Genomic DNA, 25,926 nt, shown 5'->3' with positions numbered 1-25,926 from the left:
GCGGCGCAGCACTGCTAAACGCGTGAGACCATGAAGCGCACGCATCTGCCCCTGAACGCCTTGCGCGTATACGACGCCGCCGCGCGTCACCTCAGCTTTACCCGCGCCGCGGACGAGCTGGCGGTGACGCCTGCCGCCGTGGGGCAACAGATCCGCGCGCTGGAAGACCATCTCGGCACGGTGCTGTTCCGCCGCACGAGCAAGGGGCTGGAACTGACGCAGGAAGGCGCGGCCGGTCTCGACGCGCTGCGCGAAGGCTTCCTGAAGTTCGAGGAAAGCGTGTCCGCTATGCAGGCGGGGCAGGCATCCGACAGCTATACGATCGCCTGCCCGCGCGAATTCTACGCGCAGTGGCTGGCCCCGCGCCTCGCGAAGTTCGGGGAGGCAAACCCCGACATCAAGTTCGCTTTCGTGGCGGACGAGAACGCCGATTTCACCGAGGCGAACCTCGATTGCGCGATCCGCCTGGTCGACGGTCCTGGGGATCTGCAGGGCGTTGAACTGGCCGCGGCCCGCCGCGTGACGGTGGCCGCACCCGGCGCGCCGGACAAGTGGATCGACTGGGGCCTGCCGCTGCAGGACGGCGTGCAGGCGCATGTGACCGTCAGCAATGCAGGACAGGCGCTGTCCTCCGCCATGGCTGGTCTGGGCAAGGCGATCCTTCCCGAACTGCTTGCCAAGGAAGCGATTGAGGCGGGCCAGCTCGAAGTGCTCGACGGCCCCGAACCCGGCACGCGCGCCTACTGGCTCGTCGCGCCGACGCCGCAATGGCGCACCAAGAAGGTCAAGGCGCTGGTCGCTTTCCTGGAAGGTGCGTGACGTAACGGTCCTGCGCACGGACCGCTTCACCTTGAGACCCATGCGCCGCGACGACACCGCCGCGCTTTTCCCCACCTTCGCCGACGAAGGCCAGTGCCTTTACCTGACGCGTCCGGCGTTCACGTCAGAAGAGGAATTGTGGGGCTGGCTGGCCGAGCCGGGCTGGAACGGGCGCACCTGGATTGCCGAGGGAGCAAACGGCGCGGTTTGCGGCAGGTTCGTCGCCGTGCCCGGCCATGAGGCGGGTGTCGAGGAGGTCGGCTACGTCACCGTGATGGACCGGCAGAGCGACGGCGTCGCAAGCGAATGCATGGCCGCGCTGGTCGAGCATCTCTTCACAGAAGGCGCCCGCAAGCTCACCGCCGAAGTCGATACCGACAACACGCCATCCATCCGCCTGCTCGAACGGCTCGGTTTCCAAAAGGAGGCGCATTTCCGCCAGCACGAGACGACCCATGCCGGGCTTCGCGATGTGCTGGTCTACGGACTGCTGGCCAGCGATCCGCGCTAGGCGAAAGCGGCAAATACCGAAGCGATGCCCGGCGGGTCGGCTGCGTCGCGCAGGCGGGCGAGCGCTTCCTCCACCTCGAGCACGAAGCCGCGGGTCATGTCGACGCTCCCGCTGCCCACGCCCCCCAGCATGCGGGTGAAGCTGGCAGCGCTGTGGTTTTCCGACAGGGTTTCGACATGGAAGCGCCTGATCCCTTCCTCGCGCGCGTCGAGCAGGATGGTCGCGGTCAGCAGCTTGCCGAGGCCGAGGCCGTGGTAATCGTCCACGATGGCGACCGAAAACTCCGCGCAGTCGGGATCGTTTTCATCGCGAAAGGCATGGACCGCGCCGATGGCAGGGCGTGTCTCTTGCGACAGGTCGATGGCGCCCCAGGCAAGGTGCTTCTCGCCGTCTGCGTCGAGCAAGCGTTCGATCACCCAATCGGGCGGGGTGCGCATGCCGGAAAAGAACCGCAGGTAGCGCGAGCGCGGCGACATCCGTTCGATCCCCTCGCGCATCAGCGCCTCGTCGGCAGGGGTCACGCGGCGGATGCAGACGGGTGTCGCATCCTCAAGCGCCGTGTCGATGGAGCCGGGGCCGCAGCCGCCGCGCCACGGCGTAAACGGGGGTTTGGGGATACCGCTCTCGATGCTCATGCTCCGCCTTACGCGGGAATTGCATAGCAGTTCCGCCCCGGAACCATGCCGGTTTTCAGCGCGTAATATCCCCCGAAAGGGGAAAACCATGCAAAATCAGAACAGTGGGTCGCACCACGGCAAGTGGAGCACTTTTTTCGCGATGATCGCTACATCGATCGTGACGATGTTCGTGCTCAAATATTCCAATATCTACGAAGCCGATCACGCCTTTTTCAGCCAGACCCGGATGTGGATGGCGTTGATGATGGGCATGGCGATGATCGTCATCATGCTCGGTTTCATGTGGGGCATGTACAAGACCTTCGCGACAAAGATCATCGTGATGGTCGCCGCCGTCGCCGGTTTCTTCCTGTTTCTGTTCCTGGCGCGCAGCCAGTCGACGGTCGGGGATGAGGCATGGATGAAGGCCATGATACCGCACCACTCGATTGCCGTCCTCACCAGCCGCCGCGCGGAAATCAGCGATCCACGCGTGCGCAAGTTGGCCGATTCCATCATCGAGGCGCAGGTTATGGAAATCGCGGAGATGAAGCTGCTGCTTGAAGATATCGAGCGCAACGGCGAGATGGGCGATGGTACGCCCCTGCCACCGCGCGCGGCCGAGCTGACGCCCGAATTGCTGGAGAAGGCCAAGAAGACGGTCGAACGGCCCGTAACGCCGGAGATTGCCGAGGAAATCGAGCCGGGCGCCTGACGCCCAGCCGAGCCTTAACCGCCCTTGGCCGGATAGGTCGCCCAGACGACCCGCTTGTTCGGTCCGAAGGCGATGACCTGGTAGGCCTGCCGCCGGTCGCCCGCTTCCATGCCGGGCGAGCCGAGCGGCATGCCGGCGACGGCAAGGCCGGTGATGCCCTTGGGGCGCTGCTTCAGCAGGCGCTCGATATCGGCTGCAGGGACGTGGCCTTCGATGACCATGCCGTCGACGATGGCACTGTGGCAGGAAACGAGGTCGGCGGGCACGCCCTTGGCCGACTTGAAGGCTGCGATGTTCTGGCTGTCGACCGACTTGGCCGTAACCTTTTCCTCGCCCTTCGCGAAATGGTCGTTGGCGTGCTTGAGCCATGACAGGCAGCAGCCGCAATTGGGATCGCGGTACATGGTGATGCTGGTCGCTTGCGCCGCACCGGCACAGGCCGCGAGTGCGAGGCCCAGTGTCATGCGAAGGGGAGTGCGGGTGAACGAGGTAAGGGTCATGGCTTCGTTTTTCCTGCTGTCTCTTGTTCGGTTCGGGGCGCGGCCTAACGCCGCTTTTCGAGGAGGTCGACCAGTTCTTCGAACTTCTGGCGCTGTTCCTTTTCATCACCGCTGGCGATGGCTTCGGACACGCAGCAGGCCGCATGGTCTTTCAGCACTTCGCTCTCCACCTTGGCGAGCGCGGATTTCACCGCCTGGATCTGGTGGAGGATGTCGATGCAATAGCGATCATCCTCGATCATGCGGGCGATTCCGTTCACCTGTCCGGAAATCCGGTTCAGCCGGCGGATCTTTGCGGCAGACTTCTCGTTCATCTCGAAATGGGTCCTTCCAAATACCCCATGGGGGTATATATAGGGCCGCGAATACCCCCGTGGCAACCGTACAGAAGTGTCGATGAACTCCTCCCCCCTGATTACGCGTCGCAACCTCATCCGCAGCACCGTCGGCCTTGCCGCAGCAAGCGCGGTCCCGCTGCCTGCATGGGCCAAGGGGCAATCGCTGACCCACGCCCGCCAGGGTTTCGGCGAGGTGAGCGGCGAACGCATCGCGCTGACGGTGGACAGCCACCATTTCGGCGTCGGCGGCAGGAGCGGCCACGCGGTGGCCGTGAACGGCACGGTGCCCGGGCCGCTGGTGCGGCTGCGCGAAGGGCAGAACGTGCGCATCGACGTGACCAACCGGCTTGCCGAGGACACCTCGATCCACTGGCATGGCCTGCTGCTACCCTTCCAGTTCGACGGCGTGCCGGGCGTCAGCTTCCCCGGGATCAAGCCGGGCGAGACCTTCACCTACGAATTCCCGATCCGGCAGAACGGCACCTACTGGTGGCACAGCCATTCCGGCCTTCAGGAGCAGGAAGGGCACTACGGCCCGCTCATCATCGAAAGCGCGACGCCCGATCCGCGCTACGATCGCGACTATGTCGTGCTGCTGAGCGAGTTCACGCCCGTCCACCCGCACGAGATCGCGCGCAAGCTGAAGGTCGGGGAGCATTATTACAACTACCAGATGCAGACCGCGACCGAAGGCGAGATGAGCCTGGAAGAGCGGCTGATGTGGGGCCGCATGCGGATGAACCCGCGCGACATCTCCGACGTGACGGGGGCGACCTATACCTTCCTTATCAACGGCCACGGGCCGATGGACGGGCTGGAGTATCTCTTCACCCCCGGCGAACGGATCAGGCTGCGCGTCATCAACGGATCGGCCATGACCTTCTTCAACATCCGCATTCCGGGCGTGCCGATGACCGTCATCGCTGCCGACGGCAAGGATGTGGAAGAGTTCGAAGTCGACGAATTCCAGATCGGCACGGCCGAGACCTACGACGTCATCGTGACGCCGCCCGACGGCAGCCACGCTCTGGTCGCCGAGGCGATGGACCGTTCGGGCATGGGCGTCGCCTCGCTCACCTCGCACAAGGGCCACCGCGCCGCCCCGCCGCCGCTGCGCGAACCGGTGACGCTGACCATGGCCGACATGGGCATGGGCTCGATGGAAGGCGGCGAGGGCGGTCATGGCGGTCATGGAGGGCACGACGGCCATGGCGGGATGAACCACGGCTCCGGCGATGCGATGGCCGGTATGGACCACGGCTCGATGGACCATTCCATGCGCGATACCTCGAAACTGCCGGACAATGTGAAGGTCGGACCCGGCCTCGACATGGTGGCGCCGATGCCGGTCGACCGGATGGACTTCCCTGGCCTCGGCCTCGACAAGGTGGACCACCGCGTCCTGCGTTACACCGACCTCAAGGCGAAGCGGCCCAATCCGCACCGCATGCCCACGCGACAGCTGGAGATCCACCTCACCGGCAACATGGAACGGTACATGTGGAGCTTCGACGGCAGGAAATTCTCCGCCGTCACCGACGATCCGATCCGCTTCGCCTATGACGAGCGGGTGCGGGTGAAGCTGGTCAACGACACGATGATGGCGCACCCGATCCACCTGCACGGCCACTTCTTCGAGCTGGTGAACGGCGCGGGGATGATGAACCAGCCGCTGAAGCACACGGTTGTCGTCCAGCCGGGCGGCACGGCGACTTTCGACGTCACCGCGAACGAGCCGGGCGACTGGGCCTTCCACTGCCATTTGCTCTACCACATGCACGCAGGGATGATGCAGACGGTGACCGTGCGGCCGTTCCCCAAGGCGGGAGAGGGCGCATGAAGACAGCTCTCGCCCTGCCACTGATCCTGTTCGCCCTTCCGGCCGCAGCGCAGGACCACTCGGGCCACACCGGCCATGAAGGCCACACGGAAGAACCCGCCAAGGCCCCCGCCAAGGCGCCCGCACCGTTCAAGCTGCCCGACATGACCGGCGCCCCGCAAATGGACCACTCGGCGCACCAGGTCGGCGACCTGCCCTCCGGCCCGCCGCCGGCAGAGGCGTTCGAGGGGCCGCAGCACGCCGCCGACGCCATCTTCGGGGCCGAGGCCATGGCCGCCGCCCGCGCGGAAAACCACGCGACCCACGGCGAGATGAAGACCGGCACCGTCATGGTCGAACGGCTGGAAGCGCGCGTCGCGGACGGCCACGATGCCTTCCTATGGGACGTGCAGGGCTGGTACGGCGGCGATATCGACAAGTTCGTCTTCAAGTCCGAAGGCGAAGGCGAATTCGGCGGCAGCATCGAGGATGCCGAACTGCAGGCGCTCTGGGGCCATGCCATCGGCCCCTTCTTCGACCTGCAGGCCGGCGTGCGGCTGGATGTGGAGCCGGAGACGCGCAGCCACCTCGTCCTCGGCGTGCAGGGCCTTGCGCCCTACATGTGGCACGTCGATGCGGCGGCCTTCCTGTCCGATCGCGGCGACATTACCGCGCGGGTGGAGGGCGAATACGACTGGAAGCTGACCCAGCGCCTGATCCTGCAGCCGCGGGCGGAGCTGGAACTGTCCGCACAGGACATTCCCGAGCGCGACATCGGGGCAGGGCTGACCAAGCTGGAGACAGGGGTGCGCCTGCGTTACGAATTCGCGCGGGAATTCGCCCCCTATGTCGGCGTCGGCTACGAAGCCAAGCTGGGCGAGACGGCGGACATCGCGCGCCTTGCGGGCGAGGATACGGACGGCATCGCGCTCCTCCTGGGGCTGAGGGCCTGGTTCTAGGCCGCGTCCCTCACGGCTCTTCGCCGGGGAAGGCGGCGTCCCAGTCGATCGCCCCGTCGCCCGCATCCTCCTCCGGCGGCTCCCCCTCCTCGGGATCGTAGCCGTAGAGCGCGATCGCCCGCTCCCGCCGCGCGGCGTTGACGGCCTCGGGCGAGCGCGCCGCGGCCTTCGCCCGTTCCTCCGCCAGCACCTCGGCCTTGATAGCCTCATACACCGCATCGCCTTTCTTGAGGCCTACCGCTTCGCTGCTTGAGGCCGGGGAATACCTGTCCCTGAGCCGGTGCTGGAGGAGGAACTTGAGTAGCCCGTTATCGGGCTTGTGCCACACGCCCAGCAGCTTGCCGGACGAGACGATCGGCGTCGGCGTGCCCTGCAGCGCGCGTTCGAGCGCGCAATCCTCCAGCCGCTGCACGCCGCGCTCCAGCGCCGCGTCCCAGGCGGCGGCAAACCCTTCCGCCCCGGGCCGCGCGCGCAGCTTGTAGAGCGCCTCCATGCTCTTGCCGATGGAGCGCGCCGCCTGAGTGACTATCCCCGTGGCCGCGAGCGTGCCCACGAAGCGGCGCTGCAAGTCCGGCGTAATCGAATTGCGCCGCGGCGCTGCATGGATGAAGGGCGCGAAGGCGAGCAGCGGATCGTCCTCCTCCGGCTCGGGCGCGATGTGAGCGACGGCGGAGGTGGCCTGGCGGGCGATCTTGCGGGTGGGTTCGGTCATGGCCCACCGCAGGATGCAGATTTTGGTTGTGTAGGAAAATGGTTCTGGCCGGCGGGCTCGCCGAGCCGCAGATCAGGATAGGGAGACCGCCCGCCCGAGCTCATGCGAAAAAGCCGAGCGACGCCGACGCGTCGCGCCCAGCGTTTGAGGGACCAGAAATATGTAATCACACGTCGGATGTGGATTTCAATTAGTACGTCTCAGTGCGCCCCCTACTGGTGACAAGGGTCAAAGAATAATATTCGCTCAATTGATCGTATCCTCTATTGACGGTGTGTAACAATTGAGAAGAGGCTGGCAATGACGCTATCAATGGTGTTTAGCGGAGCATCAAGCTGTTGAAAAAGGACGAGTGATCCCGATGAAGCTGGTCAAGTTCCGCGTGACGAATTTTCGTTCGGTTGAGGATAGTGGATGGATCGATGTCTCGGACGTCACGGCATTGATTGGAGAAAACGAGGCTGGGAAGACAAACCTGCTTTTGCCTCTCTGGAAGTTCAATCCATCAGCTGGCGGTCAGATAAGCCTTCTCGATGACATGCCCCGGGGCCGATATGCGGAAATGCGCAGCGATCCAGACAGTCATGACTTCGTCAGGTGTGTATTTGAACTTACTGAAAAAGAGCAAGAGCTTGCGGCGAGCTACGGCGCTGAACGGTCAAAGATTTCGACGATGGAGGTTTGGCGTGACTTTGAAGGTCGTATGGGTTTCAAATTCCCAGAATTACCATCATTCATTTTCACAAAAGCCTACAAACCAGTCGAGACTGATAGTGACGAAGATGGCGAAACCGAGGCAGATAAGGGGCCGAGTCTTTGGAAGGCAATGAAAGCCCGACTTCCGAAATTTGTTTACTATTCGAACTACGGCAATCTCGATGCTCAGATTTACTTGCCGCATGTGGTCGAGAATATGGAGCGCGACGACCTCGGTCAAAAGGAGGCTGCAAAAGCCCGAACTTTAGAAGTGCTCTTTGATCTCGTTGGTTTGAGCGCTGAGGAAGTACTTGAGTTAGCCCGAGCAACTGGGGTGACTGAGCGGGTCAATCAGCAAGGCCAACGGATCGGCTTGCTCACAAGCAAGACTGATGACGAGATTGAGAAGGATGACAAGCAACTTCGCGAACGGCAAGCTTTGCTTCAATCAGCATCTAGTAAACTGACCAAGGCATTTCGGGAGTGGTGGAAGCAGGGGGACTACCGATTCAGATTGGTGGCTGATGGGAATTATTTTCGAATATTCGTAGCCGACGCGAGGCGGCCCGAAGAGGTTGAATTGGAGAACCGAAGTGCCGGTCTCCAATGGTTTTTGAGTTTCTTTCTCGTCTTCACGTACGAAAGTGAAGACACACATGAGGATGCCATCGTGCTCTTGGATGAGCCAGGGCACTCATTGCATCCGTTGGCGCAGCGGGATCTTTCGGATTTCTTCGACAATCTCGCGAGAACCAATCAAATTCTCTTCACCACACACTCCCCTTTTATGATCGATGCGGACCGGCTTGATCGTGTGCGTAAAGTTTACGTAAGCGAGAGTGGCGGGACGGTCGCTTCGAGCGACTTAGGAGAGGCGCGCAGTAGGGATGGTGAAAGGGAGCGAGGGGCAACCTACGCCGTCCATTCAGCCCTGAATCTCACAGTTGCTGAAAGCTTACTCCTTGGGTGTAAGCCAGTGATTGTAGAGGGCCCTTCTGACCAACATTACCTTTCTGCCATCAAGAGTGTCTTAATTGGGAAGAAGAAGATCGCGCCGAAGACGGAACTGGTTTTTCCGCCATCGGGCGGCGCCAAGACCGCAAAGATAATTGCATCAATTTTGTCCGGTCGGGATGACGATTTGCCAGTTGTGCTTTTTGATTCAGACGGTCCTGGCAAGCAGGCTGCCAAAGCCCTTCGTGAAACGCTTTACCAAGGCGCAGAAGACTCCGTCCTAATGACCGATGAGGTCATTGAAAATTTGAGCGGAACAGAGATAGAGGATCTCATTCCGCCAGCGTTGATCTGTCAAGTTTTAGACCGGATGGAGCGTCGTGCTGACCGCGAATTTGAGGATTTTCATGACCCCAAGAAACCGATCGTTCCGCAAATCAAAGAATGGGCCACTAGCCAAGGCTTCGAACTCGAATCCGGGTGGAAAGTTCGTCTTTCTTTAGGCGTGAAAGAGAAGCTAATCGCTAATCCGAGCAAGCACGTAGATGAAACAACCTTGGAGCAGTGGAAATCTCTTTTCATCCGCTTTCTGTGAATCACTCAGATTAGGTTCTGGCCGTCCTCTGGCCATTGTTCGCAAAAATCGAGCCCGTGTGAATATCTATGGATTTAGGAGATCCACTCTGACCATGGTGGTTCTCACGCGATTTGATGCTGACTTTATAAGGCGGGATGCGCAGCGTTGCTCATGAGTGCCGCCAATCGTTCGATATTAAAGGAGAGCATATGGACGACGCATTTGTAAGATGGGCTAAGCGCCAAATAGAAGTGTGGGATAGTTCGCTTCCGATGCTTGAGAACCGCATCATTACAATGAGCGAAACTCGTGACGGACAAAAGGTAGACGTAACTGCTGAGCATGCCGAGCAAGTTCGGATTTGGCGGGGAGAATTACAGGAGGTCTTGGATAGGCATATTTCGCGTAGCTCCTAGACTAAACAGCGAGCGAACCGACCAACCCTTGACCCATCCCCCCCATCCCACTATGTGCGCGCCCATCCGGCGTAGGATTCGTCCCGCTCCGGCCAGATAGAGCTGAACATTGCCGGTCATGTCCCGGGGGCCTGTCGAGAATTCGACCAGGCTCTTTTCTATTGCAGCGAACCTCATGGGATCGCTCGGGGCAGCCGTCAAAGTAACCCGGTGGCCGTGTGGCCGAAGGGTGGAGCGTTTCAGGCTCGTGCAGATATGCCGCCCCGGTGCTTATGCGCCGCGCGCGTCGCAAGCACGAACCCGACACACCACCCGGACCCCACTAGTCGTCACCTTCATACGGTGAAGAGAAAGAACTCACATGCCGACGATCAACCAGCTGGTCCGCAAGGGCCGCGTTCCGCAGAAGGCCAAGAGCAAGGTCCCTGCGATGGAGCAGAACCCGCAGAAGCGCGGCGTTTGCACCCGCGTCTATACGACGACCCCGAAGAAGCCGAACTCGGCTCTGCGTAAAGTTGCCAAGGTCCGCCTGACCAACCAGCGCGAAGTCATCTCCTACATCCCGGGCGAAGGCCACAACCTGCAGGAGCACAGCGTCGTGCTCATCCGCGGCGGCCGTGTGCGCGACCTTCCCGGCGTGCGCTACCACATCCTTCGCGGCGTGCTCGACACGCAGGGCGTCAAGGATCGCAAGCAGAGCCGTTCGAAGTACGGCGCGAAGCGTCCGAAGTAAGATATCCCGTTAGGAGCAAGATAGATGTCACGTCGTCGTCGTCCCGAGAAGCGGGAAATCCTGCCTGATCCCAAGTTCAACGATCAGGTCCTGTCGAAATTCATGAACAACCTGATGTATGACGGCAAGAAGGCCGTTGCAGAAGGTATCGTCTACACCGCGCTCGACACCGTCGAAGCCAAGGCCAAGACGAACCCGGTCGAGGTGTTCCACGAAGCCCTGAACAACATCAAGCCGCAGGTCGAAGTGCGCAGCCGCCGCGTCGGTGGTGCGACCTACCAGGTGCCGGTCGAGGTTCGCCCTGAGCGTGCCCAGGCGCTGGCCATCCGCTGGCTGATCTCGGCCGCTCGCGGTCGTCCGGAAACCACCATGGCTGCCCGTCTCTCGGGCGAGCTGATGGATGCGGCCAACAATCGCGGCAACGCGGTCAAGAAGCGCGAAGACACGCACCGCATGGCGGACGCAAACCGCGCCTTCTCGCACTACCGCTGGTAAACTTATCGAGGGGGCTGCCCCTCATGGAGACTTAACATGGCACGCGAATATCCGCTGGAGCGGTACCGCAACATCGGCATCATGGCCCACATCGATGCCGGCAAGACCACCACGACCGAGCGTATCCTCTACTACACCGGCAAGTCCTACAAGATCGGCGAAGTCCACGACGGCGCCGCCACCATGGACTGGATGGAGCAGGAGCAGGAACGCGGCATCACGATCACCTCGGCTGCCACCACGACCTTCTGGACGCCCGAAGATCCGGCAATGGATCCGCGCTCGGCGCCTGAAGACCTGCGTGCCAACATGCCGAAGTACCGCATCAACATCATCGACACCCCCGGCCACGTCGACTTCACCATCGAAGTCGAACGCTCGCTGCGCGTGCTCGACGGTGCGGTCGCAGTCTTCGACGGCGTTGCCGGCGTCGAACCGCAGTCCGAAACCGTGTGGCGCCAGGCCGACAAGTACGGCGTTCCGCGCATGTGCTTCATCAACAAGCTCGACCGCACCGGCGCAGATTTCTATTACTGCGTCCAGTCGATCGTCGACCGCCTCGGTGCAAACCCGCTGGTGATCACGCTCCCGATCGGTGCCGAAAGCAACCTGCAGGGTGTTGTCGACCTCGTCGCCAACCGCGGCATCGTGTGGCAGGCCGAAGACCTCGGCGCGAAGTACGAGTTCGTCGACATTCCGGCCGACATGGCCGACAAGGTCGCCGAATATCGCGAGAAGCTGATCGAGACCGTCGTCGAACAGGACGACGATGTCATGGAAGCCTACCTCGAAGGTAACGAGCCTGACGTCGCCACGCTCAAGAAGCTGATCCGCAAGGGCACCATGGCGCGCGACTTCGTGCCGGTTACCTGTGGTTCGGCCTTCAAGAACAAGGGCGTTCAGCCGCTGCTCGACGCAGTGGTCGACTACATGCCGTCCCCGCTCGACGTTCCGGCGATCAAGGGCGTCCTGCCCGATAGCGACGTTGAAGAAACGCGTCCGTCTTCGGATGACGAGCCCTTCGCTGCTCTCGCGTTCAAGATCATGAACGACCCGTTCGTCGGCTCGCTCACCTTCACCCGCATCTATTCGGGCAAGCTCGCCAAGGGCTCGGTCCTGAATTCGGTCAAGGACAAGAAGGAAAAGATCGGCCGCATGCTCCTGATGCACTCGAACAACCGCGAGGACATCGAAGAAGCATTCGCAGGCGACATCGTCGCGCTTGCCGGCATGAAGGACACCACCACGGGCGATACGCTGTGCGATCCGGCCAAGCCGATCATCCTCGAGCGTATGGAATTCCCCGAGCCGGTCATCGAGCTGTCGGTGGAACCCAAGACCAAGGCCGACCAGGAAAAGATGGGCGTCGCCCTCAACCGCCTGGCTGCCGAGGATCCGTCCTTCCGCGTCTCGACCGACCATGAATCGGGCCAGACCATCATCAAGGGCATGGGCGAACTGCACCTCGACATCCTCGTCGACCGCATGAAGCGCGAGTTCAAGGTCGAAGCCAACGTCGGCGCGCCGCAGGTGGCTTACCGCGAATACCTCGGCAAGCCGGTGGACGTGGACTACACCCACAAGAAGCAGTCGGGTGGTTCAGGCCAGTTCGGCCGCGTGAAGGTCAAGGTCGAGCCGGGTGAACGTGGCCAGGGCTTCGTCTTCCAGGACGAAATCAAGGGCGGTAACATTCCGAAGGAATACATCCCGGCCATCGAGAAGGGTATCCGCGAGCAGGCCGAAAGCGGCTTCCTGGTCGGCTTCCCGATCATCGACTTCACCGTGACGCTTTACGATGGTGCCTACCACGACGTCGACTCGAGCGCGATCGCGTTCGAAATCGCCGGTCGCGGTGCCATGCGTGAAGTGGCCCAGAAGTCGGGCATCAAGCTGCTCGAGCCGATCATGAAGGTGGAAGTCGTGACCCCCGAGGATTACCTCGGTGACGTCATCGGCGACCTCAACTCGCGTCGTGGCCAGATCCAGGGCACCGACAGCCGCGGCAATGCCCAGGCAGTCGAAGCCAACGTGCCGCTCGCGAACATGTTCGGCTACGTCAACGAACTGCGCTCGTTCACGCAGGGCCGTGCGCAGTACACGATGCAGTTCAGCCACTATGACGAGGTTCCGGCTAACGTCGCAGCCGAGGTCAAGGAGAAGCTTGCGTAAGCCAGCTTCAAGGTCTAGGGGCGGCGCCTGATTCAGCGGGCGCCGTTTCCTCCCCGCAGAAATCCCAAATTTTAAGACAGAGGTTATTGGAAAATGGCGAAGGAAAAGTTCGAGCGTAACAAGCCGCACGTCAACGTCGGCACCATCGGTCACGTTGACCACGGCAAGACCACGCTGACCGCGGCGATCACCAAGGTCCAGGGCGCAGCCGTCGATTTCGCAAACATCGACAAGGCTCCCGAAGAGCGTGAGCGCGGCATCACCATCTCGACCGCACACGTCGAGTACGAAACCGACGCGCGTCACTACGCACACGTCGACTGCCCGGGTCACGCCGACTACGTGAAGAACATGATCACCGGTGCTGCCCAGATGGACGGCGCTATCCTGGTCGTGAACGCAGCTGACGGCCCGATGCCGCAGACCCGCGAGCACATCCTGCTGGCTCGCCAGGTCGGCGTTCCGCAGCTGGTCGTGTACCTGAACAAGGTCGACCAGGTCGACGACGAGGAAATCCTCGAGCTCGTCGAACTGGAAGTTCGCGAACTGCTTTCGAGCTACGACTTCGACGGCGACAACATTCCGATCATCAAGGGTTCGGCTCTGGCCGCTCTCGAAGGTCGCGATCCGGAAATCGGCGAAAACTCGATCAAGGCTCTCATGGACGCCGTCGACAGCTACATCCCGACCCCGGACCGTCCGGTCGACAAGCCGTTCCTCATGCCGATCGAAGACGTGTTCTCGATCTCGGGCCGTGGTACGGTTGTTACCGGCCGCGTTGAAACCGGCGTCGTGAACGTCGGCGACGAAGTTGAAATCGTCGGTATCCGCGACACGCAGAAGACCACCGTCACCGGCGTTGAAATGTTCCGCAAGCTGCTCGATCGCGGCGAAGCCGGCGACAACATCGGCGCCCTGATCCGCGGCATCGGTCGTGAAGACGTCGAGCGTGGCCAGGTTCTCTGCAAGCCCGGTTCGGTTAGCCCGCACACCGAGTTCAGCGCAGAAGTCTACGTCCTGTCGAAGGACGAAGGCGGCCGTCACACGCCGTTCTTCGCGAACTACCGTCCGCAGTTCTACTTCCGCACCACCGACGTCACCGGCGAAGTGATCCTTCCCGAAGGCACGGAAATGGTGATGCCGGGCGACAACGTGACCATCCAGGTCAAGCTGATCGCACCGATCGCCATGGACGAAGGTCTGCGCTTCGCAATCCGCGAAGGCGGTCGCACCGTCGGCTCGGGCGTTGTTGCTTCGATCCAGAAGTAATTAGCGGCTGAAATCTGGCAGGCCCGTCCTTCCTTCGGGGAGGGCGGGCCTTCCGGTTTTATGAGGGCTGGCGAACGGGCCTGGAACACGGTTCGTCGCGCCTCCGGACCACCTGTGAAAATGGGTGGAATTCGGGGGTTGCCAGATGCGGGTCTCGCCCGTATATGCGCGCCCACAGACGGGGATTCGTCCCTGTACAAGAATTCATGGAAGGTCGCCCGTTCCGGGAAACCGGGCTCACAAGCGGGGTCAGACCTTTCTTTTTGTTTGCGGGCCACCGCTGGTCCGTTTGGCTCTTTCGCATCGGTGTAGGTAATGGAAGCACAGAATATCCGCATTCGCCTCAAGGCGTTCGACCATCGCGTTCTCGACCAGGCAACTGGCGAAATCGCAGAAACCGCACGTCGTACGGGTGCCCTCATTCGTGGTCCCATTCCCATGCCGACGCGTATCGAGAAGTTCACCGTGAACCGCGGCCCGCACATCGACAAGAAGTCGCGCGAGCAGTTCGAGGTGCGCACCTACAAGCGTCTGCTCGACATCGTGCAGCCCAACGCCCAGACCGTCGACGCGCTGATGAAGCTCGACCTCGCAGCTGGCGTGAACGTCGAGATCAAGCTGGCCTAAGCCACTGATCCGGTCCCCGGCAGGACCTTAAAGCCGCCGGAAGTTTCAGGGGCCCTCGATTGCCCCGCCTGGCTCGCAAGGCCCGGCAAGACATCGGGATACCGCCGGATTTCATCCGGGACTGCGTCCCCCGTCTGCCTTCCTCTCGAAGGCAATCAGCCCGGACGGGGGCACGCATCGCACAATCGGGCTGGCAAGCACCCATGGGATGGGCCCTTGGGTGCCTCTGTTGAGGAGTTTGACGATGCGCACAGGCGTTATCGCAAAGAAAGTCGGGATGACCCGCCTCTTCCAGGAGGACGGACGGCACGTTCCCGTGACCGTTCTTTCGCTGGAAGATTGCCAGGTTACCGCACATCGCACGCAGGACCGTGACGGTTATTATGGCGTCCAGGTCGGTTCGGGCGAAGCGAAGCAGAAGAACGTGAACAAGCCGCAGCGCGAAGCCTTTGCGAAGGCCGAAGTCGCGCTGAAGATGAAGGTCGCGGAATTCCGCGTCGACAGCGAGGAAGCCCTGCTTCCCGTTGGCGCACGCATTTCGGCCGAACACTTCATTGCCGGCCAGAAGGTCGACATCACCGGCCACACCCAGGGTAAGGGCTTTGCTGGCGCCATGAAGCGCTGGGGCTTCGGCGGTATGCGCGCCACCCACGGTGTTTCGATCAGCCACCGTGCCCACGGTTCGACGGGTAACCGTCAGGATCCGGGCCGCGTGTTCAAGGGCAAGAAGATGGCCGGCCACATGGGCGACCGTCAGCGCACCCAGCAGAACCTCGAAATCGTGCGCACCGATGCCGACCGTGGTCTTCTCTTCGTCAAGGGCTCGGTCCCGGGTGCGAAGAATGGCTGGCTGCTCGTCCGCGACGCCGTGAAGGTTGCTGCTCCGGCCGAACTGCCGTTCCCGGGCGTGATGCGCCGCAACGAAGACCAGTTCGCCTCGGAAGAAGCGAAGCCGGGTCTCGTCGAGAGCGCAGCCGAGCATGAAGTCGGCACCGAAGTTTCCGCCGAACAGCAGGAAGAGCTGCTGAAGGCGCAGGAAGCCGGTGCTGATGCCGAAACCACCACCGAAGGTCAGGCCGATGCCGCGACCGACGGCGAGAGCAAGGAGTCCTGATCGTGAAGGTCAAGGTCCAGAAAATCGACGGCAAGGCGTCGGGCGATATCGAGCTGAATGACGACGTCTTCGGCCTCGAACCGCGCGCTGACATCCTGCACCGCGTCGTGACGTGGCAGCTCGAAAACCGCCGCGGCACCGCCCGCCCGACGCGTGAGCGTTCGGACGTTGCCCGCACCGGCAAGAAGTTCGGTCGCCAGAAGGGCGGCGGTACGGCTCGTCACGGTGACCGTGCAGCCCCGATCTTCATCGGCGGCGGCAAGGCCCACGGTGCGCGCAAGCGTGACTTCGCGCAGTCGCTCAACAAGAAGATCCGCGCTCTCGGCCTCAAGATGGCCCTGTCGAGCAAGGCGAAGGACGGCCTCATCGTCGTCGATAGCCTCGAGCTCAAGGACGCCAAGACGAAGGCTCTCAAGGGCATGTTCGACAAGAATGGCTGGGCCGGCAAGGTCCTGGTCATCGACGGCGAAACCGTGAACGACGGCTTCAAGAAGGCTGCCGGCAACCTGCCGGGCGTGAACGTCCTGCCCGCCATGGGCGCGAACGTCTACGACATCCTGAAGCACGACACGCTGGTCCTCACCAAGGACGCTGTTGAAAAGCTGGAGGGCCGTTTCAATGGCTAAGAAGCAGGCAATCGACGCGCGTCACTACGACGTGATCCTTGCTCCGCACATCACCGAGAAGTCGACGCTTGCGTCGGAAAACAACGCGGTGGTGTTCAAGGTCGCAGGCGATGCGACCAAGCCGCAGATCAAGGAAGCCGTGGAAGCGATCTATGCCGATCAGAAGGCAAAGGTCGTCTCGGTCAACACGATCAACGTGAAGGGCAAGACCAAGCGCTGGAAGGGCAAGCCCTACAAGCGCAACGACGTGAAGAAGGCGATCGTCACCCTCGCTGAGGGTTCGATGATCGACATCACGGAAGGTGTGAGCTGATGGCACTCAAGAACTACAAACCGACGAGCCCCGCACGCCGCGGCCTCATCCTCGTCGACAAGTCGGGCCTGTACAAGGGCAAGCCCGTCAAGTCGCTTACGGAAGGCAAGCGCAAGACCGGCGGTCGCAACAACAAGGGCCATGTCACTTCGCGCGGCATGGGCGGCGGTCACAAGCAGAAGTACCGCTTCATCGACTTCAAGCGTCGCAAGTGGGACGTCGAAGGCACCGTGGAACGGATCGAATACGATCCCAACCGCACCGCTTTCATCGCCCTGGTGAAGTACGAAGACGGGGAACTGGCCTACATCCTTGCTCCGCAGCGCCTCGCTGTCGGCGACAAGGTGATCGCAGCTGAAAAGTGCGACACCAAGCCCGGCAACGCCATGCTGCTCGGCCAGATGCCGGTCGGCACGATCTGCCACAACGTCGAAATGAAGCCCGGCAAGGGCGGTCAGATCGCACGTTCGGCAGGTGCTTACGTCCAGCTGGTCGGTCGTGACCGCGGCATGGTCATCGTGCGCCTCAACAGCGGCGAGCAGCGTTACCTGCGCGCCGACTGCATGGGCACCGTTGGCGCCGTGTCGAACCCCGACAACCAGAACCAGAACCTGGGCAAGGCCGGTCGTCGTCGCTGGATGGGCATCAAGCCGCTTACCCGCGGTGTCGCCAAGAACCCGGTCGACCACCCGCACGGTGGTGGTGAAGGCCGCACCAGCGGTGGCCGTCACCCGGTCACTCCGTGGGGCAAGCCGACCAAGGGCGCCCGTACGCGTAACAACAAGCAGACGGACAAGATGATCATCCGTTCGCGCCACGCGAAGAAGAAGAGGTAATCCGACATGGCTCGTTCCGTCTGGAAAGGTCCGTTCGTCGAACTCAGCCTTCTGAAGAAGGCCGAAGAGGCTCAGGACGCAAGCAACGCAAAGCCGATCAAGACCTGGTCGCGCCGCAGCACCATCCTGCCCCAGTTCGTCGGTCTCACGTTCAACGTGTACAACGGCCACAAGTTCATCCCGGTCTCCGTTTCGGAAGAAATGGTCGGTCACAAGCTCGGCGAGTTCGCACCTACGCGCACTTTCCCGGGTCACGCTGCCGACAAGAAGGGTAAGCGCTGATGAGCAAGCAGAAAGCTCCCCGTCGCGTCGCCGACAACGAGGCTCTGGCAGTGGGTACCACCATCCGTGGTAGCGCCCAGAAGCTGAACCTCGTTGCTGCACTGATCCGCGGCAAGAAGGCCGAAGAGGCCATGAACATCCTCGCTTTCTCCAAGAAGGCGATGGCGAAGGACGCCAGCAAGGTTCTCGCTTCGGCGATCGCCAATGCGGAGAACAACCACAACCTCGATGTCGACGCTCTGGTCGTCGCTGAGGCTTCGGTCGGCAAGTCGATCACGATGAAGCGCTTCCACACCCGTGGTCGCGGCAAGTCGACGCGCATCCTGAAGCCGTTCAGCCGCCTGCGCATCGTCGTCCGCGAGCAGGAAGAGGCGTAAGATGGGCCATAAGAGCAATCCGATCGGTCTGCGCCTGCAGATCAACCGCACCTGGGACAGCCGCTGGTACGCCGAAGGGCGCGACTATGCCAAGCTGCTCAGTGAAGACATCGAGATCCGCAAGTACATCCTCGAGAACGCAGCCCAGGCCGCTATCTCGAAGGTCGTGATCGAGCGTCCGGCAAAGCTTTGCCGCGTGTCGATCTATGCTGCGCGTCCCGGCGTCATCATCGGCAAGAAGGGCGCGGACATCGAAAAGCTGCGCGCGCAGCTGTCGAAGATGACCGAAAGCGAAGTGAAGCTGAACATCGTCGAAATCCGCAAGCCGGAAGTAGACGCCAAGCTCGTCGCCCAGGGCATCGCCGACCAGCTGATCCGCCGTGTCGCTTTCCGCCGTGCGATGAAGCGCGCCATGCAGTCGGCCATGCGCCTTGGTGCCGAAGGCATCAAGATCATGTGTGGCGGCCGTCTCGGCGGTGCGGAAATCGCCCGCGTCGAACAGTATCGTGAAGGCCGCGTGCCGCTGCACACGCTGCGCGCCAACATCGATTACGCTGAAGCCGAAGCGCTGACCGCTTACGGCATCATCGGCATCAAGGTGTGGGTCTTCAAGGGTGAGATCCTCGGCCATGACCCGACCGCGCAGGACCGTCTGATGATGGAATCGCAGACGTCCGGCGTCCGTCCGGCTCGCTGATTGCAGGTATAGGAAAGAACCATGCTGCAACCGAAGAAAACCAAGTACCGCAAGGCGTTCAAGGGCAAGATCCACGGCAACGCCAAGGGCGGCACCACGCTCAATTTCGGCTCGTACGGCCTCAAGGCCCTCGAACCCGAGCGTATCACCGCGCGCCAGATCGAAGCGGCTCGCCGCGCGATCACGCGTCACATCAAGCGCCAGGGCCGTCTCTGGATCCGCGTCTTCCCGGACGTGCCGGTTTCGAAGAAGCCTGCCGAAGTCCGTCAGGGTAAGGGCAAGGGTTCGGTCGAATACTGGGCAGCTCGTGTGAAGCCGGGCCGTATCCTGTTCGAACTCGACGGCGTTGCCGGCCCGCTGGCCGCCGAAGCGTTCAGCCGCGCAGCCATGAAGCTGCCGGTCAAGACCAAGGTTGTCGCTCGCCTGGGCGACTCCTCGCACCTGGGAGGCGAATGATGAGCAAGATCGAAGATCTGCGCCAGAAGAGCGACGACCAGCTGGCCGAGGAACTGACCAGCCTGAAGCGTGAGCAGTTCAACCTGCGCTTCCAGGCCGCGACGAACCAGCTCGAAGCGCCCGCCCGCATCCGCGAAGTCCGCCGCACGATCGCCAAGATCAAGACGCTGCAGACCGAGCGCGCCAGCGCCGCTGCCAAGGCTTAAGGAGTAGACCATGCCCAAGCGTATCCTTATCGGCACCGTCACCTCCGACAAGACCGACAAGACCGTTACCGTGCTCGTCGAGCGTAAGGTGAAGCACCCCCTCTACGGGAAGATCATCCGCCGCTCGAAGAAGTACCACGCTCACGACGAAAACAACGAGTACCAGCTCGGCGACGTCGTGCGCATCGAAGAGACCAAGCCGATCTCCAAGACCAAGACCTGGACGGTCAAGGACCGGGTGACGGCAGGCGGTACCCAGGCTGTCGAGGCTGACCTCGAAGTCGAAGCCGCAGGCAACTGACGTTTTAGGAACTGCCGGGCGAATGTCCCGGCAAGCCAAGAGAAGGAACCGGATCAATGATCCAGATGCAATCCAATCTCGACGTCGCGGACAACAGCGGCGCAAAGCGCGTCCAGTGCATCAAGGTACTGGGTGGCTCTAAGCGCCGTACCGCGTCCGTCGGCGACGTGATCGTGGTTTCCGTCAAGGAAGCCCAGCCGCGCACCAAGGTGAAGAAGGGCGATGTCCATCGCGCTGTCATCGTGCGCACGAAGAAGGACGTCCGCCGCCCCGATGGCAGCGTGATCCGCTTCGACAGCAACGCCGCGGTTCTCGTCAACAAGAACGAAGAACCGATCGGTACCCGTATCTTCGGCCCGGTGGTGCGCGAACTGCGCGGCCGCGGCTTCATGAAGATCATCTCGCTTGCTCCGGAGGTGCTGTAATGGCTGCCGCAAAGATCAAGAAGGGTGACAGCGTGGTCGTCCTGTCCGGCAAGGACAAGGGCAAGACCGGCACCGTCGCGAAGGTCATGCCGAAGGAAGGCAAGATCGTCGTCGAGGGCGTGAACATCGCTGCCCGTCACCGTAAGCCGACCCAGCAGAACCCGCAGGGCGGTATCGATCGCTTCGAAGCGCCGATGCCGATCAGCAAGGTTGCTGTGGCCGATCCCAAGGATGGCAAGCCCACCCGCGTCCGTTTCGAAACGAAAGACGGCAAGAAGGTGCGCGTCGCCGTGAAGAGTGGGGAGACCATCGATGGCTGATTACACCCCCCGTATGAAGCAGCGCTACGACGACCAGATCGTCAAGGCGATGACCGAAAAGTTCGGCTACAAGAACCGTCTTGAAGTCCCGAAGCTGGAAAAGATCACGCTCAACATGGGCGTGGGCGAAGCCAGCCAGGACAAGAAGAAGGTCCAGACGGCCGCTGAAGAAATGGCGCTGATCGCCGGCCAGAAGCCGGTCATCACCAAGGCCAAGAAGTCGATCGCGCAGTTCAAGCTGCGTGAAGGCATGCCGATCGGTGCGAAGGTTACCCTTCGTCGCGAGCGCATGTACGAATTCGTGGACCGCCTGGTGACCATCGCCATGCCGCGTATCCGCGACTTCCGTGGCCTCAACCCGAAGTCCTTCGACGGCCGTGGCAACTACGCCATGGGCCTCAAAGAACAGATCATCTTCCCCGAAATCTCCTACGACAAGATCGAGAAGGTCCGGGGCATGGATATCATCGTGACCACCACGGCGAAGACCGACGAGGAAGCGCGCGAACTGCTGCGTCTCTTCGGCTTCCCGTTCCCGGCTGAAACCAAGTCGGAAGAGAAGGAGGCGGCGTGAGCCGCCTTCCGATCGAGATTTAAGGAAGGAACTTAAGTCCAATGGCGAAACTGAGTTCGATCAACAAGAACGAGCGTCGCAAGAAGCTCGTCAAGCAGTATGCGGACAAGTACGCGAAACTGAAGGCTATCGCAGATGACGAGAGCCTCGACGAAGGCGAGCGTCTGATCGCGCGTCTCAAGATGGCGGAACTGCCGCGTAACGCGAACCCGACCCGGGTGCGCAACCGCTGCTCCACCACCGGCCGCCCGCGCGGCTATTACCGCAAGTTCGGTTTGAACCGTATCGAACTGCGCGACCTCGGCAACAAGGGCCTGATTCCGGGCCTGACCAAGTCGAGCTGGTGAGGAATCGATAGATGGCTATGACCGATCCCCTGGGTGATATGCTCACCCGTATCCGCAACGGCCAGCGTGCGAAGAAGGACAGCGTCCTTTCGCCCGCCAGCAAGCTGCGTGCAAACGTGCTCGAAGTCCTCCAGCGCGAAGGCTACATCCGTGGCTATTCGGCTGACGACAGCGGCAAGCACCCCGCGCTGCGGATCGAACTGAAGTATTTCGAAGGCGAACCGGCTATCAAGCACGTCGCCCGTGTCTCCAAGCCCGGCCGCCGCGTCTATGCGGGTTCCAAGGAACTCCCCGTGGTCCGCAACGGCCTTGGCATCACCATCGTCTCGACGCCGAAGGGCGTGCTCTCGGACGCCGAAGCACGCAACGAAAACGTCGGCGGCGAAGTGCTGGCGGAGGTGTTCTGATGAGCCGCATCGGCAAAAAGCCGGTCACGATCCCGAGCGGGGTTGAGGCCAAGATCGAAGAAGGCACGCTCAGCGTGAAGGGTCCCAAGGGTACCCTTTCCATGGGCCTGTCCGACCTGGTCGAGTACAAGCTGGAAGACGGCGAAATCTCGGTCAAGCCGGCCAACGACACGCGCGCCGCTCGCAACCACTGGGGTATGCAGCGTACGCTGGTGTCGAACCTGGTCGAAGGCGTGACCGACGGTTTCACCAAGGTCCTCGAGATCACCGGCGTCGGCTACCGTGCGAACGCTCAGGGCAAGACCCTGAAGCTGCAGCTCGGCTATTCGCATGATGTCGATCTCGACGTTCCCGAAGGTATCGAGGTGAAGACCCCGGACCAGACGACTGTGGAAATCAGCGGTACCGACAAGCAGGCCGTGGGCCAGTTCGCGGCGAATGTCCGCAAGTGGCGCAAGCCCGAGCCCTACAAGGGCAAGGGCATCAAGTACCGCGGCGAGTACATCTTCCGCAAGGAAGGGAAGAAGAAGTAAGATGGCAAAGCTCTCTCTTTTCGAACGCCGCCGCCGCCGTGTCCGTACTGCTCTTCGCAGCCGTGCGGGCGGCAAGCCGCGCCTCTCGGTCCACCGCACCGGCAAGCACATCTACGCTCAGATCATCGATGACGCGGCAGGCAAGACCGTTGCCGCTGCCTCGACGCTCGGCGTGAAGGGCTCGGGTGCCAATGTCGACGCCGCCAAGAAGGTCGGCAGCGACATCGCCGCCGCCGCCAAGAAGGCCGGCGTCACCACCGTCGTGTTCGACCGCGGTGGCTTCCTGTTCCATGGCCGCGTCAAGGCGCTGGCCGACGCCGCTCGCGAAGGCGGGCTGGAGTTCTGATGATGGCTGACGAAAACAAGACCGAAGAAGCCGTGACGGCCGAAACCGAAACCGCCGTGACCAACGAGCAGCCGGCTGTCGCCGACACCCCGTCGGAAGCAGCTGCGAACCAGGACCCCGCGCAGGGCGCCGAAGGCGAACCGCGTCGTGGCCGTGGTGGCCGTGGTGGCGAACGTGGCGAAGGCGGCCGTGGCCGTGGCCGCGGTCGTGACGACCGTCGCAACAACCGCCGTGAGGAAGACGACGACGGCATCATCGAGAAGCTCGTCCACATCAACCGCGTCAGCAAGACTGTGAAGGGCGGTAAGCGCTTCGGTTTCGCTGCGCTGGTGGTCGTGGGTGACGGCTCGGGCCGTGTCGGCTTCGGCAAGGGCAAGGCCCGCGAAGTGCCGGAAGCGATCCAGAAGGCAACCGCTGCCGCTCGCAAGAAGATGATCCGCGTGCCGCTGAAGGAAGGTCGTACCCTCCATCACGATGGCAACGGTCGCTTCGGCGCCGGCAAGGTCACCGTGCGTACGGCGCCTCCGGGTACCGGTATCATCGCCGGTGGTCCGATGCGCGCCGTCTTCGAGAGCCTCGGCGTTGCCGACGTGGTGACCAAGTCGGTCGGCACCTCGAACCCCTACAACATGATCCGCGCCACCTTCGACGCGCTGCAGGACCAGACTTCGCCGAAGTCGGTTGCCCAGCGTCGCGGCAAGAAGGTTGCCGACCTCCTGGGTCGCGGCGGGGCATCGGAGGCCGAGGCTGAAGCCGACGCCGCCGCTATCGCGGAGTAAGAACGATGGCCAAAGCGAAAACCATCAAGATCAAGCAGATCGGTTCGCCGATCCGCCGTCCCGAAGGCCAGCGCAAGATCCTCATCGGTCTTGGCCTGAACAAGATGCACAAGGTCGTCGAACGCCAGGACACCCCCGAGGTGCGCGGCGCAGTCGCCAAGATCCCGCATCTGGTGACGGTGGTCGACTAAGGCCTGCTCACCGCACGGATGCACGGAGAGCCTCGGCCTGAGTGCCGGGGCTTTTCGTATCTGCGAGGCTGGACTATCGCTCGGTCATGGGGACGCGTGAACCACAGGTGCCGCAAGGTGCAGGCTTCGTCTGCGTGTTCAATCGCGACCGCGACAATTATCAGGTGGCCTTGGGTCTGCACGAGGCCGGGCTCCTTGATGCGCTCGTCACGGACTTCTACGCCCCCCGCCGACTGCGCCCGATACTCCCGCGCTTTCTCGCGCGAAAACATGACAATGCCCTTCCTGGTCAAATGGTTTCGAGGGACCTTGTGGCGTTTGCAAGTCAGTATGCAGCCCAAGTCGCCAAGCGCCCGATGGAACGTGTCTGGCCGTGGGTCGATGCGCGGCTTGGACGCACGGCGCGAAAAGTTGCGAAGCGCCATAGCGGCAACATCTACGCCTATCATCAATACCTGCCACCGACTATCGCACAGAGCGCCAAACTAATAGGCTTCGTCTTTCATCCGCTTCCGCAGTTCTACCTGCCAAAGCTGGAGGAGGACGCGCGGCAATTTCCCGAGGCGCGGTCGTCATATGAGCTGGAAGTGCGGGCTCACCGCAATTTTTCTCTCGCTGAAACGTGGCAGCGGATGGATGCAGTCGTCTGCACATCGCAGTTCACTGCAAAAACGGTTATTGCGAGCGGTGTCGATGAGGACAAGATCTCGGTCATCCCTTACGGTCTCCCGGCAAGGGACGTGAAACCGGCTACGGCAGTCGAGGGCACTGGTTCGCCGACTTTCCTGTTCGTGGGGCAGGGTGTTCAGCGCAAGGGTCTGCACCATCTGATTCGAGCATGGCAGGCGTCGGGCATGGGCAATGCGCGGTTGCGGATTGTCAGCTACCGCATCGACCCCGATATCGCAGCTGAGATCGACGATCCTTCAATCGAACTGCTCGGCTATCAGGACCGCGAGTCGATCGAGCAACTTATGTCGGATGCGGACGTGTTCGTCATGCCCTCGCTGGTGGAGGGTTTTGGCCTCGTCTATCTGGAAGCCCTGGCGCATGGCTGCCATGTCATCGGCACTGCGAATACCGGTCTGCCTGATATCGATGTCGGGCCGGGAAGCAAGACGCTGGTTCCTACAGGCGACCCCGCTGCGCTGGGTGAGGCACTCCATGACCTTGCTGAACGTGCGCGTAGTGGCGCATTGGACCGGGTGGAAATCGCTCGAGAGGGCGGCAACTGGACCCAGGCGGATTTCCGCAGGGCGATCGGCGATCATGCACGCGCCGTCCTGAGTGAGGGAGCAACCACCGGATGATCAAGACCGAAGGCACGTTGGAAAGCTCGACAAAAGCGCGCCTTGATATCGGATGCGGGTCGACAAAGCTGGCCGGAAACTCGGCATGGATAGCGTATCGCTGCCACAGCCCGACGTGGTTCACGATTTCGACGTTTTTCCCTTTCCCTTTGCCAACAACAACTCCGACGAGGTCAAGCTGTTCAATTCGCACAAGCATTTCGACGATTTCCTCGTGAAGGTGCGCGAACTCCACCGAAGCCTGAATCCCGGTGGTCTGCTCCGTGTGCTGAGCTCGCATTATTCTGGACCCGGTGTCTACCGGGACCCCACGCACAAGGTGTTATTTCCGTGGACGACCGTAGGACGCTTCATCGCCGCGCTGGGCTATCGTACCGAAGGCGAAGTGCGTTTCGCCATGAGGCGGCGCATGTTCGGCGTCCCGGATGGCGGCACACAGGGGCCGGGCGCCTTGGTTAAGGCGTTCGACAACCGATATCCTGATCTATACGAGCGCTATTTCTGCTGGATGATGCCGGCCAAGGCGATGTATTGCGAACTTGAAGCGATCAAGGACTGAC

General features: G+C 61.9%; 36 protein-coding genes. 32 read left to right on the top strand and 4 right to left on the bottom strand.

What is annotated here, in order from left to right; genetic code table 11:
- The first annotated feature begins 30 nt into the window (after positions 1 to 30).
- Both LC083_RS00650 and LC083_RS00645 read left to right on the top strand, forming a co-directional pair.
- On the top strand, positions 31 to 819 hold the full coding sequence (locus tag LC083_RS00650; RefSeq protein WP_160607342.1) for a LysR substrate-binding domain-containing protein: 789 nt from the start codon (positions 31 to 33) through the stop codon (positions 817 to 819).
- Positions 812 to 1,330 carry a GNAT family N-acetyltransferase gene (locus LC083_RS00645; RefSeq protein ID WP_226698763.1) on the top strand — a complete coding sequence of 173 codons (519 nt, stop codon included), beginning with the start codon at positions 812 to 814 and terminating at the stop codon, positions 1,328 to 1,330. The genes LC083_RS00650 and LC083_RS00645 overlap by 8 nt, the downstream gene beginning before the upstream one ends.
- On the opposite strand, the gene LC083_RS00640 is transcribed toward LC083_RS00645, so the two are convergent.
- A complete protein-coding gene (locus LC083_RS00640) occupies positions 1,327 to 1,965 on the bottom strand; it encodes a GNAT family N-acetyltransferase (protein ID WP_226698762.1) in 639 nt (212 codons plus the stop codon). The two genes, LC083_RS00645 and LC083_RS00640, sit on opposite strands and share 4 nt — an antisense overlap.
- An 88-nt stretch (positions 1,966 to 2,053) precedes the next feature.
- Between LC083_RS00640 and LC083_RS00635 the strand changes: the two genes are divergently transcribed.
- Positions 2,054 to 2,662 (top strand): DUF305 domain-containing protein, encoded by a 609-nt coding sequence (locus LC083_RS00635; RefSeq protein ID WP_226698761.1) that lies wholly within the window; start codon positions 2,054 to 2,056, stop codon positions 2,660 to 2,662.
- A 14-nt stretch (positions 2,663 to 2,676) separates the two neighbouring features.
- Here the strand turns inward: LC083_RS00635 and LC083_RS00630 are convergent, their stop codons facing one another.
- Together LC083_RS00630 and LC083_RS00625 are read right to left on the bottom strand one after the other, a co-directional pair.
- A complete protein-coding gene (locus LC083_RS00630) occupies positions 2,677 to 3,162 on the bottom strand; it encodes a DUF411 domain-containing protein (RefSeq protein ID WP_226698760.1) in 486 nt (161 codons plus the stop codon).
- Positions 3,163 to 3,206: 44 nt separating this feature from the next.
- Positions 3,207 to 3,476 (bottom strand): metal-sensitive transcriptional regulator, encoded by a 270-nt coding sequence (locus LC083_RS00625; RefSeq protein ID WP_224830661.1) that lies wholly within the window; start codon positions 3,474 to 3,476, stop codon positions 3,207 to 3,209.
- A gap of 82 nt (positions 3,477 to 3,558) precedes the next feature.
- On the opposite strand from LC083_RS00625, the gene LC083_RS00620 reads away from it, so the two are divergent.
- A complete protein-coding gene (locus tag LC083_RS00620; RefSeq protein ID WP_226698759.1) occupies positions 3,559 to 5,340 on the top strand; it encodes a copper resistance system multicopper oxidase in 1,782 nt (593 codons plus the stop codon).
- Complete coding sequence (locus tag LC083_RS00615) at positions 5,337 to 6,278, top strand: copper resistance protein B (RefSeq protein WP_226698758.1); 942 nt, start codon at positions 5,337 to 5,339, stop codon at positions 6,276 to 6,278. Before LC083_RS00620 ends, LC083_RS00615 begins: the two co-directional genes overlap by 4 nt.
- 10 nt (positions 6,279 to 6,288) lie before the next feature.
- Here LC083_RS00615 and LC083_RS00610 read toward each other — a convergent pair whose 3' ends face one another.
- Positions 6,289 to 6,990, bottom strand: coding sequence for a hypothetical protein (locus tag LC083_RS00610; protein WP_226698757.1), 702 nt, complete (start codon positions 6,988 to 6,990; stop codon positions 6,289 to 6,291).
- A gap of 361 nt (positions 6,991 to 7,351) precedes the next feature.
- Between LC083_RS00610 and LC083_RS00605 the strand changes: the two genes are divergently transcribed.
- The 27 genes from LC083_RS00605 to LC083_RS00475 all read left to right on the top strand — a co-directional run bounded on the left by LC083_RS00605 (position 7,352) and on the right by LC083_RS00475 (position 25,925).
- Positions 7,352 to 9,235 carry an AAA family ATPase gene (locus LC083_RS00605; protein WP_226698756.1) on the top strand — a complete coding sequence of 628 codons (1,884 nt, stop codon included), beginning with the start codon at positions 7,352 to 7,354 and terminating at the stop codon, positions 9,233 to 9,235.
- Between the two features lie 759 nt (positions 9,236 to 9,994).
- Complete coding sequence (rpsL, locus tag LC083_RS00600; RefSeq protein ID WP_160607331.1) at positions 9,995 to 10,366, top strand: 30S ribosomal protein S12; 372 nt, start codon at positions 9,995 to 9,997, stop codon at positions 10,364 to 10,366.
- A 24-nt stretch (positions 10,367 to 10,390) separates the two neighbouring features.
- Entirely contained in the window at positions 10,391 to 10,861 is a 471-nt protein-coding gene (gene rpsG / locus LC083_RS00595; protein WP_160607330.1) for a 30S ribosomal protein S7, read from the top strand.
- A gap of 36 nt (positions 10,862 to 10,897) precedes the next feature.
- A complete protein-coding gene (gene fusA / locus LC083_RS00590; protein WP_224830654.1) occupies positions 10,898 to 13,030 on the top strand; it encodes an elongation factor G in 2,133 nt (710 codons plus the stop codon).
- Between the two features lie 93 nt (positions 13,031 to 13,123).
- On the top strand, positions 13,124 to 14,299 hold the full coding sequence (gene tuf / locus LC083_RS00585; protein WP_160607328.1) for an elongation factor Tu: 1,176 nt from the start codon (positions 13,124 to 13,126) through the stop codon (positions 14,297 to 14,299).
- A 315-nt stretch (positions 14,300 to 14,614) separates the two neighbouring features.
- Entirely contained in the window at positions 14,615 to 14,926 is a 312-nt protein-coding gene (gene rpsJ, locus LC083_RS00580; protein ID WP_061924928.1) for a 30S ribosomal protein S10, read from the top strand.
- 244 nt (positions 14,927 to 15,170) lie between these two features.
- Positions 15,171 to 16,040, top strand: coding sequence for a 50S ribosomal protein L3 (gene rplC, locus LC083_RS00575; protein ID WP_222553095.1), 870 nt, complete (start codon positions 15,171 to 15,173; stop codon positions 16,038 to 16,040).
- Between the two features lie 2 nt (positions 16,041 to 16,042).
- Positions 16,043 to 16,666 (top strand): 50S ribosomal protein L4, encoded by a 624-nt coding sequence (gene rplD, locus LC083_RS00570; RefSeq protein ID WP_160607326.1) that lies wholly within the window; start codon positions 16,043 to 16,045, stop codon positions 16,664 to 16,666.
- Positions 16,659 to 16,979, top strand: coding sequence for a 50S ribosomal protein L23 (locus LC083_RS00565; protein WP_160607325.1), 321 nt, complete (start codon positions 16,659 to 16,661; stop codon positions 16,977 to 16,979). Before rplD ends, LC083_RS00565 begins: the two co-directional genes overlap by 8 nt.
- A complete protein-coding gene (rplB, locus tag LC083_RS00560; RefSeq protein ID WP_160607324.1) occupies positions 16,979 to 17,815 on the top strand; it encodes a 50S ribosomal protein L2 in 837 nt (278 codons plus the stop codon). Before LC083_RS00565 ends, rplB begins: the two co-directional genes overlap by 1 nt.
- A gap of 6 nt (positions 17,816 to 17,821) precedes the next feature.
- Positions 17,822 to 18,097, top strand: a complete 276-nt coding sequence (gene rpsS, locus LC083_RS00555) for a 30S ribosomal protein S19 (protein ID WP_160607323.1) — start codon at positions 17,822 to 17,824, stop codon at positions 18,095 to 18,097.
- On the top strand, positions 18,097 to 18,474 hold the full coding sequence (gene rplV, locus LC083_RS00550; protein WP_160607322.1) for a 50S ribosomal protein L22: 378 nt from the start codon (positions 18,097 to 18,099) through the stop codon (positions 18,472 to 18,474). The genes rpsS and rplV overlap by 1 nt, the downstream gene beginning before the upstream one ends.
- A 1-nt stretch (position 18,475) precedes the next feature.
- Positions 18,476 to 19,171: a 30S ribosomal protein S3 gene (rpsC, locus tag LC083_RS00545; protein WP_160607321.1), complete on the top strand. Its 696-nt coding sequence runs from the start codon at positions 18,476 to 18,478 to the stop codon at positions 19,169 to 19,171.
- Between the two features lie 21 nt (positions 19,172 to 19,192).
- Positions 19,193 to 19,627: a 50S ribosomal protein L16 gene (gene rplP / locus LC083_RS00540; protein WP_090478793.1), complete on the top strand. Its 435-nt coding sequence runs from the start codon at positions 19,193 to 19,195 to the stop codon at positions 19,625 to 19,627.
- Positions 19,627 to 19,833, top strand: a complete 207-nt coding sequence (gene rpmC / locus LC083_RS00535; RefSeq protein WP_160607320.1) for a 50S ribosomal protein L29 — start codon at positions 19,627 to 19,629, stop codon at positions 19,831 to 19,833. Before rplP ends, rpmC begins: the two co-directional genes overlap by 1 nt.
- Positions 19,834 to 19,843: 10 nt before the next feature.
- Complete coding sequence (gene rpsQ / locus LC083_RS00530; RefSeq protein WP_160607319.1) at positions 19,844 to 20,134, top strand: 30S ribosomal protein S17; 291 nt, start codon at positions 19,844 to 19,846, stop codon at positions 20,132 to 20,134.
- Positions 20,135 to 20,190: 56 nt separating this feature from the next.
- Positions 20,191 to 20,559, top strand: coding sequence for a 50S ribosomal protein L14 (gene rplN / locus LC083_RS00525; RefSeq protein ID WP_006831888.1), 369 nt, complete (start codon positions 20,191 to 20,193; stop codon positions 20,557 to 20,559).
- Positions 20,559 to 20,879: a 50S ribosomal protein L24 gene (gene rplX, locus LC083_RS00520; protein ID WP_226698755.1), complete on the top strand. Its 321-nt coding sequence runs from the start codon at positions 20,559 to 20,561 to the stop codon at positions 20,877 to 20,879. The genes rplN and rplX overlap by 1 nt, the downstream gene beginning before the upstream one ends.
- The gene (gene rplE / locus LC083_RS00515; protein WP_226698754.1) at positions 20,872 to 21,453 is read left to right on the top strand and encodes a 50S ribosomal protein L5; all 582 of its coding nucleotides are present in this window, start codon (positions 20,872 to 20,874) and stop codon (positions 21,451 to 21,453) included. The genes rplX and rplE overlap by 8 nt, the downstream gene beginning before the upstream one ends.
- A 41-nt stretch (positions 21,454 to 21,494) precedes the next feature.
- On the top strand, positions 21,495 to 21,800 hold the full coding sequence (gene rpsN / locus LC083_RS00510) for a 30S ribosomal protein S14 (RefSeq protein WP_160607316.1): 306 nt from the start codon (positions 21,495 to 21,497) through the stop codon (positions 21,798 to 21,800).
- A gap of 11 nt (positions 21,801 to 21,811) precedes the next feature.
- The gene (rpsH, locus tag LC083_RS00505; protein WP_160607315.1) at positions 21,812 to 22,207 is read left to right on the top strand and encodes a 30S ribosomal protein S8; all 396 of its coding nucleotides are present in this window, start codon (positions 21,812 to 21,814) and stop codon (positions 22,205 to 22,207) included.
- Positions 22,207 to 22,740 carry a 50S ribosomal protein L6 gene (rplF, locus tag LC083_RS00500; RefSeq protein WP_160607314.1) on the top strand — a complete coding sequence of 178 codons (534 nt, stop codon included), beginning with the start codon at positions 22,207 to 22,209 and terminating at the stop codon, positions 22,738 to 22,740. The genes rpsH and rplF overlap by 1 nt, the downstream gene beginning before the upstream one ends.
- Before the next feature lies 1 nt (position 22,741).
- Entirely contained in the window at positions 22,742 to 23,086 is a 345-nt protein-coding gene (rplR, locus tag LC083_RS00495; protein WP_160607313.1) for a 50S ribosomal protein L18, read from the top strand.
- A complete protein-coding gene (rpsE, locus tag LC083_RS00490; RefSeq protein ID WP_413469436.1) occupies positions 23,086 to 23,865 on the top strand; it encodes a 30S ribosomal protein S5 in 780 nt (259 codons plus the stop codon). Before rplR ends, rpsE begins: the two co-directional genes overlap by 1 nt.
- Before the next feature lie 5 nt (positions 23,866 to 23,870).
- Positions 23,871 to 24,056 (top strand): 50S ribosomal protein L30, encoded by a 186-nt coding sequence (gene rpmD / locus LC083_RS00485; RefSeq protein WP_226698752.1) that lies wholly within the window; start codon positions 23,871 to 23,873, stop codon positions 24,054 to 24,056.
- 86 nt (positions 24,057 to 24,142) lie between these two features.
- A complete protein-coding gene (locus LC083_RS00480; protein ID WP_226698751.1) occupies positions 24,143 to 25,366 on the top strand; it encodes a glycosyltransferase family 4 protein in 1,224 nt (407 codons plus the stop codon).
- A 52-nt stretch (positions 25,367 to 25,418) separates the two neighbouring features.
- Positions 25,419 to 25,925, top strand: a complete 507-nt coding sequence (locus LC083_RS00475) for a hypothetical protein (protein WP_226698750.1) — start codon at positions 25,419 to 25,421, stop codon at positions 25,923 to 25,925.
- Position 25,926 lies beyond the last annotated feature (1 nt).

The sequence above is a fragment of the Qipengyuania gaetbuli genome, from assembly GCF_020524765.1.
In the GTDB taxonomy this organism is placed as follows: domain Bacteria; phylum Pseudomonadota; class Alphaproteobacteria; order Sphingomonadales; family Sphingomonadaceae; genus Qipengyuania; species Qipengyuania gaetbuli_A.
Note: the sequence above shows the minus strand (reverse complement) of the source record. Positions and strands in the feature narration are given on the sequence as shown.

Coding starts and splice junctions, on each gene's coding strand:
- LC083_RS00650 (WP_160607342.1), top strand. CDS start 31: ATGAAGCGCACGCATCTGCCCCTGAACGCCTTGCGCGTATACGACGCC.
- LC083_RS00640 (WP_226698762.1), bottom strand. CDS start 1,965: ATGAGCATCGAGAGCGGTATCCCCAAACCCCCGTTTACGCCGTGGCGC.
- LC083_RS00635 (WP_226698761.1), top strand. CDS start 2,054: ATGCAAAATCAGAACAGTGGGTCGCACCACGGCAAGTGGAGCACTTTT.
- LC083_RS00630 (WP_226698760.1), bottom strand. CDS start 3,162: ATGACCCTTACCTCGTTCACCCGCACTCCCCTTCGCATGACACTGGGC.
- LC083_RS00625 (WP_224830661.1), bottom strand. CDS start 3,476: ATGAACGAGAAGTCTGCCGCAAAGATCCGCCGGCTGAACCGGATTTCC.
- LC083_RS00620 (WP_226698759.1), top strand. CDS start 3,559: ATGAACTCCTCCCCCCTGATTACGCGTCGCAACCTCATCCGCAGCACC.
- LC083_RS00615 (WP_226698758.1), top strand. CDS start 5,337: ATGAAGACAGCTCTCGCCCTGCCACTGATCCTGTTCGCCCTTCCGGCC.
- LC083_RS00610 (WP_226698757.1), bottom strand. CDS start 6,990: ATGACCGAACCCACCCGCAAGATCGCCCGCCAGGCCACCTCCGCCGTC.
- LC083_RS00605 (WP_226698756.1), top strand. CDS start 7,352: ATGAAGCTGGTCAAGTTCCGCGTGACGAATTTTCGTTCGGTTGAGGAT.
- rpsL (WP_160607331.1), top strand. CDS start 9,995: ATGCCGACGATCAACCAGCTGGTCCGCAAGGGCCGCGTTCCGCAGAAG.
- rpsG (WP_160607330.1), top strand. CDS start 10,391: ATGTCACGTCGTCGTCGTCCCGAGAAGCGGGAAATCCTGCCTGATCCC.
- fusA (WP_224830654.1), top strand. CDS start 10,898: ATGGCACGCGAATATCCGCTGGAGCGGTACCGCAACATCGGCATCATG.
- tuf (WP_160607328.1), top strand. CDS start 13,124: ATGGCGAAGGAAAAGTTCGAGCGTAACAAGCCGCACGTCAACGTCGGC.
- rpsJ (WP_061924928.1), top strand. CDS start 14,615: ATGGAAGCACAGAATATCCGCATTCGCCTCAAGGCGTTCGACCATCGC.
- rplC (WP_222553095.1), top strand. CDS start 15,171: ATGCGCACAGGCGTTATCGCAAAGAAAGTCGGGATGACCCGCCTCTTC.
- LC083_RS00565 (WP_160607325.1), top strand. CDS start 16,659: ATGGCTAAGAAGCAGGCAATCGACGCGCGTCACTACGACGTGATCCTT.
- rplB (WP_160607324.1), top strand. CDS start 16,979: ATGGCACTCAAGAACTACAAACCGACGAGCCCCGCACGCCGCGGCCTC.
- rpsS (WP_160607323.1), top strand. CDS start 17,822: ATGGCTCGTTCCGTCTGGAAAGGTCCGTTCGTCGAACTCAGCCTTCTG.
- rplV (WP_160607322.1), top strand. CDS start 18,097: ATGAGCAAGCAGAAAGCTCCCCGTCGCGTCGCCGACAACGAGGCTCTG.
- rpsC (WP_160607321.1), top strand. CDS start 18,476: ATGGGCCATAAGAGCAATCCGATCGGTCTGCGCCTGCAGATCAACCGC.
- rplP (WP_090478793.1), top strand. CDS start 19,193: ATGCTGCAACCGAAGAAAACCAAGTACCGCAAGGCGTTCAAGGGCAAG.
- rpmC (WP_160607320.1), top strand. CDS start 19,627: ATGAGCAAGATCGAAGATCTGCGCCAGAAGAGCGACGACCAGCTGGCC.
- rpsQ (WP_160607319.1), top strand. CDS start 19,844: ATGCCCAAGCGTATCCTTATCGGCACCGTCACCTCCGACAAGACCGAC.
- rplN (WP_006831888.1), top strand. CDS start 20,191: ATGATCCAGATGCAATCCAATCTCGACGTCGCGGACAACAGCGGCGCA.
- rplX (WP_226698755.1), top strand. CDS start 20,559: ATGGCTGCCGCAAAGATCAAGAAGGGTGACAGCGTGGTCGTCCTGTCC.
- rplE (WP_226698754.1), top strand. CDS start 20,872: ATGGCTGATTACACCCCCCGTATGAAGCAGCGCTACGACGACCAGATC.
- rpsN (WP_160607316.1), top strand. CDS start 21,495: ATGGCGAAACTGAGTTCGATCAACAAGAACGAGCGTCGCAAGAAGCTC.
- rpsH (WP_160607315.1), top strand. CDS start 21,812: ATGGCTATGACCGATCCCCTGGGTGATATGCTCACCCGTATCCGCAAC.
- rplF (WP_160607314.1), top strand. CDS start 22,207: ATGAGCCGCATCGGCAAAAAGCCGGTCACGATCCCGAGCGGGGTTGAG.
- rplR (WP_160607313.1), top strand. CDS start 22,742: ATGGCAAAGCTCTCTCTTTTCGAACGCCGCCGCCGCCGTGTCCGTACT.
- rpsE (WP_413469436.1), top strand. CDS start 23,086: ATGATGGCTGACGAAAACAAGACCGAAGAAGCCGTGACGGCCGAAACC.
- rpmD (WP_226698752.1), top strand. CDS start 23,871: ATGGCCAAAGCGAAAACCATCAAGATCAAGCAGATCGGTTCGCCGATC.
- LC083_RS00480 (WP_226698751.1), top strand. CDS start 24,143: ATGGGGACGCGTGAACCACAGGTGCCGCAAGGTGCAGGCTTCGTCTGC.
- LC083_RS00475 (WP_226698750.1), top strand. CDS start 25,419: ATGCGGGTCGACAAAGCTGGCCGGAAACTCGGCATGGATAGCGTATCG.